The sequence below is a fragment of the Vannielia litorea genome (assembly GCF_019801175.1).
GTDB classification, from domain to species: domain Bacteria; phylum Pseudomonadota; class Alphaproteobacteria; order Rhodobacterales; family Rhodobacteraceae; genus Vannielia; species Vannielia litorea_B.
In genome coordinates this window covers 97,048-110,504 of the sequence record NZ_JAHVJR010000003.1, presented here as the reverse complement: position 1 = coordinate 110,504, position 13,457 = coordinate 97,048, and the positions used below count along the sequence as shown (strand labels likewise).

The window sequence follows — 13,457 nt, the reverse complement described above, 5'->3', positions numbered from 1 at the left end:
CCGCATCCTCCTCCTGCGGCCGATGCTACGCCCTCCCGGTGCACCCGCCAAGATACCTGTCTGCGTACTTCTACAGCTTCGATTGCGGGATCCCGCAGGTCGTGCTGCAGAGAGCCGAGAGCGGTTTCCCGTATCCCGACCTGTTGCGCAGGTGCAGGCGGGATAGCCTGAAGGTGGAGGAGACAGAGTTTGGACAGTGGGATGGAGACAGGCGCCAACGCCGCCTCCGCCGCGGGAGGAGATGCGGCAGAGGTTGGGGAAGAACTTGTACTGACATTCGGCACCGAAGAACTGCCGGTGCCGTGGCGGCGCGTTTCGCTCGGGCCGCTGTCTTTCCTGCTTTCCGATCAGTCGATCCGTCGGATTTGCTGGCACGACACCGAGCTTGTGCGGGCTATCAGCTGGCCCATCCGCGACGAGAACTGGGCCACCTACCCTGCCACCACGCTGCATGATGCCACCGCCCGCTCGGGCGGGTGCATCACCGGGCGGATCGAGCAATCCGTGGCCGGTGGGCGGCTGGGGCTGGTGGTGGAGTTTTCCGCCAGCGCGGCGGGGGAGCTTTCGGTTACGGTTACCATGACGCCGGCGGATGGACTCTTCGCCACCAACCGGGCCGGCCTCACCGTGCTGCACCCGATCCTCGGCCTGACCGGCGCGCCTGTGACAGTGACACATTCGGACGGAAGCACTGAGGCGACGGTATTCCCAAAGCACATCAAACCGTCGCAGCCGATGGGAGACATTACGGGCCTCGAATATGCCATCGGCGCCGCAAATGCGGACATTAGCTTTGAGGGCGAAGTCTTCGAGATGGAGGACCAGCGCAATTGGTCCGATGCGTCTTACAAGACCTACTGTGTGCCGCTGAAAGAGCCGTTTGCCTATGAGATCGACGCGCCGATCACTCAGACTGTTCGCGTTTCTCTGAGTGGGGAGACCGCCGCCGACACGCGCAGCGCAACTACGCCCTCGCCGCAATTGGAAACGCTCGACCAAATGGCGCCCGCTCTCGGCCTCGCGCTGGAAGAGGGTTGGCTTGGCGGCGCTGAGATGCAGGAAACCATTGGACTTTGTGGCGCCTCGCACCTGCTGCTCCGCGTAGAGAGTGCCACCAGCCCCGCCTTTCTCGCAAAGGCCGCAACCCTCGCAAGTGCGCTGGCGGCCCCGATCGACACCGAAATGCTGCTCGAAGATGACGCGGCCGAAGATGGGCTTGCTACCCTCGCCGCGCGGCTCGAAGAGGCGGGTATCGCGCCGCGCCGGGTCATCGCCTTGTGCCGCAGCTACCTGCAAAGCTACCAGCCCACAGCACAATGGCCCGAAGGACCCCGCCCGGATTCACTGATCGAGGCGGTGCGGCAGGCCTATCCGCAGGCGCAAGTCGGCGGCGGGGTGCTCACCAACTTCACCGAGTTCAACCGCTGCCGCCCCGACCCGGCGCTCTGCGACTTCATCTTCCACGGTAACTCCGCAACGGTGCATGCCGCCGATGACCTCTCAGTCGCCGAGACATTGGAGGCCCTGCCGCAAGTCTATGCCAGTGCCCAAGCCCTCTCCGCCGGGCAACCCTATCGGCTTGGGCTGGTGTCCATCGGGATGCGGACGAACCCGTATGGCACGAGTGTTTCGGCGAACCTCGAGCAACGGCGTGAAACGATGGCCAGCCCTGACCCGCGGCACCGTGGGCTGTTCGGCGCGGCATGGGCGGTGGGTGTGCTCGCCAGCACCGAGGGCAGCGCCGTGAAGGCGCTCTGCCTCGCCGCGCCCACCGGCCCCTTCGGCCTTGTGCCCACGCCACAGCCCTATGCGCAGCCCGGATTCGACGAGGGCGAACGCTGCGTTGTGCCGCTATTCCATGTTGTACGCGCCGCCCGCGAAATGGCTGGCAACGCACGGGTTACACTGCGCGATCTGCCCGAGGGCGTGATGGCCTACGGCGCGGTCGTAGATGGTTGCGCCCGCCTCATGGTGGCCAACCTTTCGCAAACCACACGTACTGTGGCGCTACCAAAAACCGCCCTGGTATCCGTGTTGGACCGGGCGAGCGCCGCCGCTGCAATGGCCGATCCACGCTGGCTCGACACCACGCCGGAGCAGCGGATTATTAGCCTCGAACTCACGCCCTACTCTGTGGCCTTCGTCACGATGGAGTTGGAGGAATGATCGTTACTATCACTGCCACCCCGCCGCGAACTGCGGTTTCCCGCAAACGATCTGCGCGCAATCCGCTTAATCATCCCGCCGCCCCGGCCTACGGTGCGGCCACCGGAGGAACAGGGCAGCGATCTGGGGAGGGCGTATGCTGAAAGGTGGAATCATCGGCACGGGCTTTTTTGCCGCCAATCACCTGAACGGGTGGAAGGCGGTGGAGGGTGCCAAGATCGTCGCACTCTGCGACCTCGACCAGCAAAAGGCACGGGCGGCGGCCGACAGCTTTGGTGTGGCGCACGTGCATACCGATGCGGGTGAGATGATGCGTGCTCATGGGCTCGACTTTGTGGATATCATCACCACCGCCCCCAGCCATCGCCCCTTGGTCGAACTGGCACTCAGCCATGGCGCACACGTGATCTGCCAAAAGCCCTTTGCCGAAATCATGGCCGACGCCCGCGCCATGGTGGAGGCCGCCGAAGCTGCAGGCAAAACCCTGATGGTGCACGAGAATTTCCGGTGGCAATCACCAGTGCGGCGGGTGATCGAGCTGGTCCGCGCTGGCAGGATCGGTGTGCCGTTCTTCTGCCGTGCCTCGTTTCGCTCGGGGTATGACGTGTTTTCCGGCCAGCCGTATCTCGCGGAGGGCGCGCGCTTCATTATCGAGGACCTCGGCATCCATGTGCTGGACATTGCTCGCGCACTCATGGGCGACGCTGCCCGTGTTTCGGCGGTGACGACCCGGATCAACCCGGCCATCAAGGGCGAGGATGTGGCCACCATCCTGCTGACGCACGAGAGCGGCATGGCCAGCGTGGTCGATTGCTCCTACGCCACCCGCCGCGCGCCCGAGACGTTCCCCGAAACCCTGCTTGAGATCGACGGGCCGAAGGGCTCAATCCGGCTGGACGCAGGCTACAGGCTGACGGTGCAGGCGGAGGGTGCAGAAGAGGTGATCGATGCTTCGCCGCCCCTACTCCCCTGGGCTGAGCGCCCCTGGCACAACATCCAGGAGAGCGTCGTCACGATTCAGCAGCATTTCATCGACAGCCTGTCTGCAGGCACGGCACCCGAAACCAGCGGTGCCGACAACCTGAAGACACTGGCACTTGTCGAGGCCGCCTATGTTTCGGCGGCCGAAGGGAGGAGCGTGGCGACCGACAGCCTCGGCTGAGGCGCCCGCACAACAAGTTCCGGCCGCCCGGAGGACAAGGGGCACCGGACAACACGGAGGAGAGAAAGACATGACGTTCAAGACCAAGCTGATGGCCGCCGCTACGGCCCTGATGACCCTGCCGCTGATGGCATCGGCAGACACCATCGCGATCATCACCCCGAGCCACGACAACCCCTTCTTCAAGGCCGAGGCCGATGGCGCCGCCGCCAAGGCGGAGGAGCTGGGCTACGAGACCATGGTGCTCGTGCACGACGATGACGCCAACAAGCAGTCCGAGCTGTTCGACAGCGCGATTGCCGCAGGCGTGGCGGCGATCATCCTCGACAACGCCGGGGCCGATGCCTCGGTGGCCGCAGTGCAGAAGGCCAAGGATGCGGGCATCCCCTCCTTCCTGATAGACCGCGAGATCACCGAGACCGGCGTGGCGGTGAGCCAGATCGTCTCGAACAACTACCAAGGCGCGCAGCTTGGTGCCGAGGAGTTCGTCGCGCTCATGGGTGAAGAGGGTAAATATGCCGAGCTGGTGGGCAAGGAGAGTGACACCAACGCCGGCATCCGAAGCCAAGGCTACCATGACGTGATCGACCAGTATCCCGAGCTGGAGATGGTTGCCCAGCAAACCGCCAACTGGTCGCAGACCGAGGCCTTCACGGTGATGGAGTCCATGCTGCAGGCGAACCCCGACATCAAGGGCGTGATCTCTGGTAACGACACCATGGCGATGGGCGCATGGGCCGCGCTCGAGGCCGCTGGCCGGACTGATGTGATCGTGGTGGGCTTCGACGGCTCCAACGACGTGCGCGACTCTATCCTCGCGGGCGGCATCAAGGCCACCGTGCTCCAGCCCGCCTATGCGCAGGCTCAAATGGCGGTTATGCAGGCCGACCAGTTTCTCAAGACCGGCTCCACCGGCCTTGACGAAAAACAGCTGATGGATTGCGTGCTGGTGAACGGCGACAACGCCGGCCAGCTCGAAACCTTCGCCCTGCAGTAAGGCCAGGCCGCAAAACTGGGTCCACGCGTGCCGGTCACGCGCGGACCTTGCCGCCTCGAACATGAGAAAGCGCACGATATGAACAGGGTACTCCTGCTCGCACTGGCCGCATCCACGGCGCTGGGCCTCTCGGGCTGCAAGATCGTCTACGATGACGACAAAGATGAAACGGCCATCCCTGCCGGGCCGGAGGGTGACGACGCCCGCAACGAGGCGCGGCTGGAGGAGACCTTCGAGCCACAGCTCCTGCCCTATGTTCGCGACAAGGCGGTGGAGGTGAGCGAGTTGCGCAGCCAGATCGCCGCCGATATCGAAGCAGCCGGAAAATCCCATGCCCAGCGCGGAAGCGGTGCGGGCGCGGCCTGGAACTTTCCGGTCTCGGGCAGCGGCGTGGTGGTGCAAGCCAAACTCGACACGCGCGCGCGAACGTTGGGGCTAGATACAGATGCGGATGGCAGCGCCGATACCACGCTGCAACTCGGCCCGGTCATCAAGGGCACGGCCCTGCGCGATGGCGTGCCGTTCTACAACTTCGACGATTTCCGCGACCAGATCGAATACGCCAAACTCTCCCGCGCCCTGAACGATCGGATCAGTGCGGCGATCACCCTGCCGGAGGGCGACCCGCTGGGCAGCACCGTCAGCTTCCTCGGCGTCACGCCGCTACGCTCGGCCACCGACGCGCTGGTGGTCACCCCGGTGGAGGTCACCTTCCGGCCATGAGCGATACGCAGCAGCACCCAATCGGACTGTCGATCCGCGATGCAGTGAAGGTCTATCCCGGCACCCGGGCGCTGAAGGGCGTGGATTTCGATATCCGCATGGGCGCGGTCAACGTGCTGGTGGGCGAGAACGGGGCGGGCAAGTCCACCCTGATGAAGGTGATCTCCGGCGTGGAGCCGCTCACCGAAGGGCAGATCACCGTCGAGGGGCAGCCGGTGAAGTTCGCCTCCAAGGACGACGCCGTGCGCGCAGGCATCGGCATCGTTTTTCAGGAGTTGAACCTGTTCCCCGAGATGACCGTGGCCGAGAACATCTTCATCGGGCACGAACCCACCCGCGCAGGCTTTCACCTCGACACCAGCAGCGAACGCGCGCGCAGTGCCGCGTTACTCACGAGGCTGGAGCAGGTCATCGACCCTGACACGCCGCTTGGTTTCCTCAAGATCGGCCAGCAGCAGATCGTCGAGATCGCCAAGGCGCTGGCCGAAGATGCCCGCATCCTCATTCTCGATGAGCCCACATCGGCGCTCTCGGCTAAGGAGGTCGAGGTGCTGTTCAAGTTGATCGACGAGTTGACCGCGCAGGGCGTGGGCATCGTCTACATCTCGCACCGGCTCGAAGAGCTGATCCGCATCGGCGACTACATCACCGTGCTGCGCGATGGCGAGATCACCGGATCCCGCAGCATGGAAGGCGTCGATATCCGCTGGATCGTCGAGGCCATGATCGGCGGGGCGCAAAAGGACTTCGCCGCGCCGATCAGCCACGAGCTGGGGGCCGAGGTGTTTCGGGCCGAGGAGGTGGTGCTGCCCAAGATGGGCGGCGGTTACCACGTTGATCACGTCTCGCTCTCAGTGAAGGCGGGCGAGATCGTAGGCATCTACGGGCTGATGGGCGCGGGCCGGACCGAGTTGATGGAATGCATCATCGGTCGTCACCCCTCCAGCTCGCTCGGGCGCTACTTCGTGGAGGGCGCGCCGCTGAAGGCCCGCGCCGTGGCCGACCGCATCGCGCGGGGCATCGCTCTGGTGCCCGAAGACCGCAAGCACGACGGGCTGGTGCAGATCATGGCGATCCGCGAGAACCTCACTCTATCGTCGCTTGGCGAGGTGTCGCGCGGGTTTCACATCGACCTCAAGCGCGAGGCCGGGCGGGCGCTGGAGTTCATCAAGCGGCTCACCATCAAGGTCTCCATCGCCGAGAACCCGGTGTCGTCGCTCTCGGGCGGCAACCAGCAGAAGGTGGTGATCGGGAAGGCGCTGATGACCGGCCCGAAGATATTGCTGATGGACGAGCCCACGCGCGGCGTCGACGTGGGCGCAAAAGCCGAGATCTACACGGTCATGCGCCAACTCGCCGCCGAGGGGCTGGGCGTGCTGTTCTGCACCTCCGAGATCGAGGAATGCATGGCGCTGAGTGACCGCATTCTCGTCATGGCCGATGGCCGGATCACCGGCGAGTTCTCACATGATGCCGAGGCCGCCGATGTGCTCGCCGCGGCCACCCCCATGAGCACAGACAGGGAGAGCGCCGCATGAGCGTCACCGCCCAACCGCAACCCGCTGCGCAGGTGAACTGGCTCCTTCTGCTCTTGAAGGCCCGGACCTTCGTGGCGCTGATCCTCGTTTTCACCTACTTTGCCATCGCCGCGCCAAACTTTTTGAGCGTCGCCAACGCGGTGCTGATCTCCAAGCACGTGGCAATCAATGCCTTTCTGGCCATCGGTATGACCTACGTCATCATCACCGGCGGCATCGACCTGTCGGTCGGCTCGGTCGTGGGCCTGACCGCGATGATCGCGGGCTATCTACTCCTGAACGGAATCGACCTCGGCTTGGGCTGGTCGATCCAGTTCAACACGCTGGAGATCGTGGGGATGGTCTGCCTAGTGGGCGTTTTCGTCGGCTGGGTGAACGGGCTGCTGATCACCCGCCTCAACGTGGCGCCCTTCATCGCCACGCTGGGCATGCTCTACATCGCCCGCGGGGCGGCGCTGCTGATGTCGGGCGGGCGGACCTTTCCGAACCTCAACGGCAACCCGGACTACGGCTCCCACACCTTTCCCTTCATCGGCACCGGCAACCTGCTGGGCATTCCGGTGATGATCTGGATCCTGATCGCGGTGGCTCTGGTGGCGACTTACATCGCCCAGCGCACCCCGCTCGGGCGGCACATCTACGCCACCGGCGGCAACGAGCGCGGGGCCGAACTATCGGGCGTGCGGGTACGCCGGGTGAAGATGTTTGTCTACATGTTCTCGGGGCTGATGGCCGCCATCGTCGGCATCATCATCGCCTCCCAGCTCAAGGCCGCGCACCCGGCTACAGGAGAGTTCTTCGAGCTGAACGCCATCGCTGCGGCGGTGCTGGGCGGCACCTCGATGTCGGGCGGGCGCGGGCGGATCTGGGGCACGATTGTCGGAGCTTTTGTCATTGGTATCCTCTCGGACGGGCTGGTGATGATGGGCGTCTCGTCGTTCTGGCAGATGGTCATCAAGGGGCTGGTGATCGTCGCAGCCGTGGTGATCGATCAGGCCCAGAGCCGATTGCAGGCGCGGGTGGCGCTGGCGCAGGAGGCGGCGGGCTGATCTGGGTTCGCTGCGATCTTGCCCCCCGGCTTGGCGGGGCACACTTGTTAGCTGAGCGTAACGATCTGCCCGTTGGGGCTGGCGGCAGAGTTACCATCTCTGGAGGGCACGCTGCCTTCAGCCTTGGCCGAGGAGACGGAGCACGAATGGGATGGTCACAACGGCGGCGAGGGTTTGGGAGGTCACCAGACCTGCCATAAGCGTGCCGTCACCCCCGAGTTGGCGAGTCAGCACGTAGGCGGTTGGGGCCACGGGGATCGCTGAAAAGACCACCAGCACCAGCGCCTCCGTGCCGCTCAGCCCCGCTGCGCGGGCGATGAGAGCTGCGGCGAAAGGCATGGCAACGAGGCGCAGCGCCCCGATCACCGCGAGGGGAGCAAGGTCTTGCCGCAGTGCCGCCGGGCGCAGCGCCGCGCCGACGCAGAGCAGGCCGAGCGGCAGGCTGGCACGGCCCATCAGGTCGAGAAAGCGGTCGGTGCCCCAAGGCAGGCCGATGCCGGTGAGGGAAAGCGCGATACCCGCGAGGCAGGCGAGGATCAAAGGATTGGCGAGGATGCTGCGGGCCATGCGCGGCACGGCCGTGAGGCCGGTGGACTCCGAGAGCGCCATGATCGAGAGCACGTTGACGAAGGGCACCGCGATGGCGAGATACACCGCCGCCTGCCCCAGCCCTGCCGTTCCGGTAAGCCCGGCAGTGACGGCAAGGCCAACATAGGTGTTGAACCGGATCACCCCTTGCAGGGCCGGACCAAAGCGGGCCGGCCGCGCGGGCACCACGAAGCGCCGCACCGCCCACATCGCCAGCGCTGCAAGCGAGATCGTCACCAGCCCGGCCCCGCCCATCCGCAGGATCGCCGGGTCGCGCAACGGCGCGTCGGCGAGGCTTGAGACGAGAAGCGCTGGAAACAGGATGAAGTAGTTGAGCCGCTCTGCGGCGGGCCAGAAGGCGGCATCGGGCCAGTTCCGGCGCGAGAGCAGGTAGCCAAGGCAGATCAGCGCGAAAAGCGGCCAGATGGTGAGGACGAGCATAGTGGTTCCGGGCTTGCTTGGTCCCGGTTACGGTGCCGTCTCTCCGGGGGCAAGGGGGGTGGACATGCGGCGGTTGCGCAGAACCGTGGCAATGAAGGCCGCGATGAAGCAGAGGGTCATGGCCAGCACGATGGTTGGCGCAGGCGCCGAGTCGAGCCAGAAGCTGGCGTAGGTGCCGGCGAGGGCGCAGAAGAGCGCGATGGCCACCGAAGCGGCCAGCATGGCGTGGAAGCGCCGGGTCAGCAGGAATGCCGTGGCACCGGGCGCGATGAGGAGCGCGATGGCGAGGATGATCCCCACCGCCTTCAGTGCCGCAACGATGGTGAGGGAGAGGGCAACCAGCAGGCCGTAGTGCAGCCAGCCGACGGGGAGGCCGGAGGCCTTGGCCTGTGTCGGGTCGAAGGCATGCAGGAGCAGGTCTTTCCACTTGGCGAGGAGCGCGAGGGTGACTGCGCCGCCGATGATGCCTGCCTCCCAGAGATCGGCCGCGCCGATGCCGAGGATGTCGCCGAAGAGGATGTGGTCGAGGTGCACGTCGGAGGCGATGGCGGTGTAGATCACGAGGCCCAGCGCGAACATGCCTGAGAATACCACGCCCATCACCGTGTCCTGCTTGATACGGGAGTTCTCTTGCAGGTAGCCCGTGGCAAGCGCGCAGCCCATCCCGGCGAGGAAGGCGCCGATGCCCAGCGGGATGCCGACGATATAGGCCAGCACGACGCCGGGCAGGACGGCGTGGGAGACGGCATCGCCCATCAGCGACCAGCCCTTCAGCACGAGGTAGCACGACAGCAGCGCGGCGGGCACCGAGATGAGGGCGGCAACGGCCAGCGCGTTCTGCATGAAAGGCAGCTGGAACGGCAGCAGCAGTTCTTCGATCATTCCAGCGCCTCCCGGGCCCGGCGGCGGGCCGCGAGCAGCCCGTGGGTGGGGGCGAGGAAGAAGGCCGCGAGAAAGAGGGCGACTTGCAGCAGCACGATCACCCCGCCGGTCGCGCCGTTGAGGAAGTAGCTGATGTAGGCGCCGAAAAAGCCGGTGCCCGCACCGATCAGGACCGAAAGCCAGATCAGGCGGTGAAAGCGGTCGGTCAACAGGTAGGCAGTGGCGCCGGGCGTGACGACCATGGAGATCACGAGGAAAGCGCCGACGGTTTGCAACGCGGCCACGGTGGAGGCGGCGAGAAGGGTGAAGAAGAGGATGCGCAGGCCGTTGGTGTTGAGGCCTATGGAGCGGGCGTGGTTTTCATCGAAGAAGGTGACCATCAGATCGCGCCACTTGGCGGTGAGGATCGCCAGTGTGACCACGCCGATGATGACGAGCTGCAGCGTGTCGGCCGGTGTGATGGCAAGGATGTTGCCGAGCGTGATGGTCTGGATATCGACCGGGACGGGCGAGACCGAGACCATGAAGAGGCCGAGGCCAAAGAAGCTGGTGAAAATCAGGCCGATGATCGCGTCTTCCTTCAGGCCGGTGCGCTGGTTGAGGAAGAGCATCGCCGCGGCCGCCAGCCCGCCGGAAAGAAAGGCACCCAGCGCGAAGGGCAGGCCGAGCATGTAGGCCCCTGCGACTCCCGGCACGATGGCGTGGGAGAGCGCGTCGCCGATCAGCGACCAGCCCTTCAGCATCAGGAAGGCGGAGAGAAAGGCGCAGACGCAGCCGACCAGCGCCGACACCCACATGGCGTTGGTCATGTAGGCGTAGGAAAAGGGTTCGAGCAGGCTCATTCCCAATCCTCGTCGTCGCCCTCTTCCGACGGCTCCTTGTGCTCGTGATACATGACGAAGGGGCGCTCATCGTCGGTGATGACGGTCACGCGGCGCGGGTCTTCATCGTCATGCAGATCGGTCCCGCCGAGCACGAAGTGGCGAAGCACGCCGCCGAAGGCCTCTTCGAGGTTCTCGCGGGTGAAGGTCTCGGACGTGGGACCGAAGCCGAGCACGGTGCCTTTCACCAGCACGGTGCGGTCACAGAATTCCGGCACCGAGCCGAGGTTGTGGGTGGAGACGAGCATCACCCGGCCCTCGTCGCGCAACTCGCGCAGGAGCTTGATGATCTCCCCCTCGGTAGTCACATCGACGCCGGTGAACGGCTCGTCGAGCAGGATCACCTGGCCCTCCTGTGCCAGCGCCCGGGCGAGAAACACCCGCTTGCGCTGCCCGCCAGAGAGCTCGCCGATCTGGCGGTGGCGGAAGCCCTCCATGCCGACGCGGGCTAGCGCCTCTGTCACCGCCTTGCGATCGGCGGCGCGGGGGCGGCGCAAGAAGCCCATGTGGCCGTAGCGGCCCATCATCACCACATCTTCCACCAGCACCGGAAAGGCCCAATCGACCTCTTCGGCTTGGGGGACATAGGCGACGAGGTTGCGCTTCAGGGCCTCCCGCACCGGCAGGCCCAGCACGCGGATGTCGCCTGACGCGAGAGAGAGGAACCCCATGATCGCCTTGAAGAGAGTGGACTTGCCCGCCCCGTTCACGCCCACCAGTGCGGTGATCGTACCTTTGGGAATCTCGAAGCTGGCCGAACGCAGGGCGGTGTGGCCGTTGCGGTATGTGACCGTGATGTCGTCCACCCTGAGCCCGCCGCCCGCCTCTGGCGTGCCGGGCTCGAAAACCTCGTGCGGCTCGGTGGCAAGGCTCATTGCGGTGCCAGCCCGTCCAGAATGGTCTGCGAGGTCACGCGCAGAAGGTCCAGGTAGGTAGGCACCGGGCCGTCGGCCTCTGTGAGACTGTCGACGTAGAGCACCCCACCGTAACGCGCGCCGGTTTCTCGGGCGACCTGCTGGGCGGGTTTGTCGGAAATGGTGCTTTCCGAGAAGACCACGGTGATCTCGTTCTCACGGATCGCGTCGATCACAGCGCGCACCTGCTGCGGCGTGCCCTGCTGGTCGGCGTTGATCGGCCAGAGGTACAGTTCTTTCAGGCCGTAGTCGCGAGCAAGGTAGGAGAACGCACCTTCGGAGGTGACCAGCCAGCGTTCCTCTTCGGGCAGGGCGGCAATGGCTTCACGGATCGGGGCGATGGTGGCGGCAATCTCGTCCTTGTAGGCCTCGGCATTGGTGGCATAGGTCGCGGCATTGTCCGGGTCGTGCTCGGAGAGTGCGGCGGCGATGTTGTCGACGTAGATCAGCGCCGAGCTGAGCGCCATCCAGGCATGGGGGTTTGGCTTTCCGTCGTAGGGGCCGGAGGTGATGGAGATGGGCTCCACTCCTTCGCTTACCACAGCAGAGGGCACGCCGCCGAGGTTGCGGAAGAACTTCTCGAACCAGAGCTCGAGGTTGAGCCCGTTCCAGAGGATCAGGTCGGCATCGCGCGCATCAAGGATGTCGCGCGGTGAGGGCGCGTAGTTGTGGATCTCGGCGCCCGGGGGCGTGACGGAGACCACCTCGGCAGCATCCCCTGCCACGTTTCGTGCCATGTCTGCGATGACGGTGAAGGTGGTTGCGACCTTGAACTTCTCGGCCCAGCTGGCGGCAGGCCAGAGGGTGAGGGTCAAGAGGGTGACGGCGGCGATGCGGCGCATGGGGCGCTCCTGCGTTGCTGTTTGGGGGGAGGATATGCCGCGCTTGGGACGAGTCAATGCAAATGCGAATGAGTTGCAATTAAATGTGCAGGCGCAGCATCGCCCGTGCGGTCAGAAAAGCCTTCACATCCGTAATGGCCTGCTTCTAGGATGGCTGCGATCTGTGGCCACGCGGCGGAACTGAATTCCGCCAAGCGAACGAGCCGCTGACAACAGGGAGAGAGATATGCAGATGATGACGAAGGTGGCCGTGGCCGCCCTGATGACTGCCGGGATCGCCAGCGAAGCTGCGGCGACCGAGTGGAACGTATCGGTCTGGGGCAAACGCCGGGCATTTACCGAGCACGTCGAGAAGATGGCCGAGCTGGTGAGCGAAAAGACCGGCGGCGAGTTCACCATGAACATCAGCTACGGTGGCCTGTCGAAGAACACCGAAAACCTCGACGGCATCGAGATCGGCGCTTTCGAGATGGCGCAGATCTGCGCCGGCTACCACCCCGACAAGAACCCCTCGCTGACCGTGCTCGAGCTGCCGTTCCTTGGCGTTGACACGCTCGACAAGGAAGTTGAGGTGAGCTTTGCGCTCTACGAGCACCCGGCGGTGAAGGCAGACCTCGCCCGCTGGAACGCCACCCTGCTGATGCCCTCGCCGATGCCGCAGTATAACATTGCCGGTGTGGGCGATGCCCCGCAATCGCTCGAAGACTATGCCGGTCTGACCGTGCGCGCGACCGGCGGGATCGGCAAGGCGATGGAGACCGTCGGCGCCGTGCCGACCTCGGTGACCTCTTCGGAGGCCCGTCAGGCGCTGGACTCCGGCGTTGTGAAAGGAGTGGCTTTCGCGCCGCACGCCCACATGAGCTTTGGCACCATCGAGGGCGCCAACTGGTGGACGACCAACCTCAACCCCGGCACCGTGCAGTGCCCGATCGTGGTGAATACCGATGCGCTGAACGCGCTCACAGACGCCGAGCGTGAGGCGCTAATGGGGTCGGTAGACGAGGCGATTGCGCACTACGTCGACAACTACAACGGCGCGACCATGTCCAAGTGGGGGCCGCTGCTGGAGGAAAAGGGCATCGAGCAGGTGACCTACTCCGACGATGCGCTCGCCGCCTTCCGCGAGCAGGCCGCTGGCCCGATTGCAGCCGCCTGGGTGGAAGAGAACAATGCAAAGGGCCTTCCGGCGCAGGAGCTGCTGGACCTGGTGCAGGGTGTGATCGGCGGCGACAGCTGATCCGCAGCCACGCATGATACAGCGGCGGGCCGGGGCA

General features: G+C 65.2%; 12 protein-coding genes. 7 read left to right on the top strand and 5 right to left on the bottom strand.

The window, feature by feature from the left end; all coding sequences use genetic code 11:
• The first annotated feature begins 189 nt into the window (after window positions 1–189).
• The 6 genes from KUV38_RS18970 to KUV38_RS18945 all read left to right on the top strand — a co-directional run bounded on the left by KUV38_RS18970 (window position 190) and on the right by KUV38_RS18945 (window position 7,635).
• Window positions 190–2,166 carry a hypothetical protein gene (locus tag KUV38_RS18970; RefSeq protein ID WP_222471794.1) on the top strand — a complete coding sequence of 659 codons (1,977 nt, stop codon included), beginning with the start codon at window positions 190–192 and terminating at the stop codon, window positions 2,164–2,166.
• Between the two features lie 136 nt (window positions 2,167–2,302).
• Entirely contained in the window at window positions 2,303–3,328 is a 1,026-nt protein-coding gene (locus KUV38_RS18965; protein ID WP_222471793.1) for a Gfo/Idh/MocA family protein, read from the top strand.
• Between the two features lie 70 nt (window positions 3,329–3,398).
• A complete protein-coding gene (locus KUV38_RS18960; RefSeq protein WP_222471792.1) occupies window positions 3,399–4,325 on the top strand; it encodes a D-ribose ABC transporter substrate-binding protein in 927 nt (308 codons plus the stop codon).
• A 78-nt stretch (window positions 4,326–4,403) separates the two neighbouring features.
• Window positions 4,404–5,048 (top strand): DUF2291 family protein, encoded by a 645-nt coding sequence (locus KUV38_RS18955; protein WP_222471791.1) that lies wholly within the window; start codon window positions 4,404–4,406, stop codon window positions 5,046–5,048.
• On the top strand, window positions 5,045–6,586 hold the full coding sequence (locus tag KUV38_RS18950; RefSeq protein WP_222471790.1) for a sugar ABC transporter ATP-binding protein: 1,542 nt from the start codon (window positions 5,045–5,047) through the stop codon (window positions 6,584–6,586). Before KUV38_RS18955 ends, KUV38_RS18950 begins: the two co-directional genes overlap by 4 nt.
• Entirely contained in the window at window positions 6,583–7,635 is a 1,053-nt protein-coding gene (locus tag KUV38_RS18945) for an ABC transporter permease (protein WP_222471789.1), read from the top strand. Before KUV38_RS18950 ends, KUV38_RS18945 begins: the two co-directional genes overlap by 4 nt.
• Window positions 7,636–7,752: 117 nt before the next feature.
• On the opposite strand, the gene KUV38_RS18940 is transcribed toward KUV38_RS18945, so the two are convergent.
• The 5 genes from KUV38_RS18940 to KUV38_RS18920 are packed head-to-tail and all read right to left on the bottom strand — an operon-like array spanning window position 7,753 to window position 12,183.
• A complete protein-coding gene (locus KUV38_RS18940) occupies window positions 7,753–8,664 on the bottom strand; it encodes an AEC family transporter (protein ID WP_222471788.1) in 912 nt (303 codons plus the stop codon).
• A 27-nt stretch (window positions 8,665–8,691) separates the two neighbouring features.
• Window positions 8,692–9,546, bottom strand: a complete 855-nt coding sequence (locus KUV38_RS18935) for a metal ABC transporter permease (RefSeq protein ID WP_222471787.1) — start codon at window positions 9,544–9,546, stop codon at window positions 8,692–8,694.
• Window positions 9,543–10,388 carry a metal ABC transporter permease gene (locus KUV38_RS18930; RefSeq protein ID WP_222471786.1) on the bottom strand — a complete coding sequence of 282 codons (846 nt, stop codon included), beginning with the start codon at window positions 10,386–10,388 and terminating at the stop codon, window positions 9,543–9,545. Before KUV38_RS18930 ends, KUV38_RS18935 begins: the two co-directional genes overlap by 4 nt.
• Complete coding sequence (locus KUV38_RS18925) at window positions 10,385–11,302, bottom strand: manganese/iron ABC transporter ATP-binding protein (RefSeq protein ID WP_222471785.1); 918 nt, start codon at window positions 11,300–11,302, stop codon at window positions 10,385–10,387. The genes KUV38_RS18930 and KUV38_RS18925 overlap by 4 nt, the downstream gene beginning before the upstream one ends.
• Window positions 11,299–12,183, bottom strand: a complete 885-nt coding sequence (locus KUV38_RS18920) for a metal ABC transporter substrate-binding protein (protein ID WP_222471784.1) — start codon at window positions 12,181–12,183, stop codon at window positions 11,299–11,301. The genes KUV38_RS18925 and KUV38_RS18920 overlap by 4 nt, the downstream gene beginning before the upstream one ends.
• Before the next feature lie 226 nt (window positions 12,184–12,409).
• Between KUV38_RS18920 and KUV38_RS18915 the strand changes: the two genes are divergently transcribed.
• A complete protein-coding gene (locus KUV38_RS18915) occupies window positions 12,410–13,420 on the top strand; it encodes a C4-dicarboxylate TRAP transporter substrate-binding protein (RefSeq protein ID WP_222471783.1) in 1,011 nt (336 codons plus the stop codon).
• Window positions 13,421–13,457 lie beyond the last annotated feature (37 nt).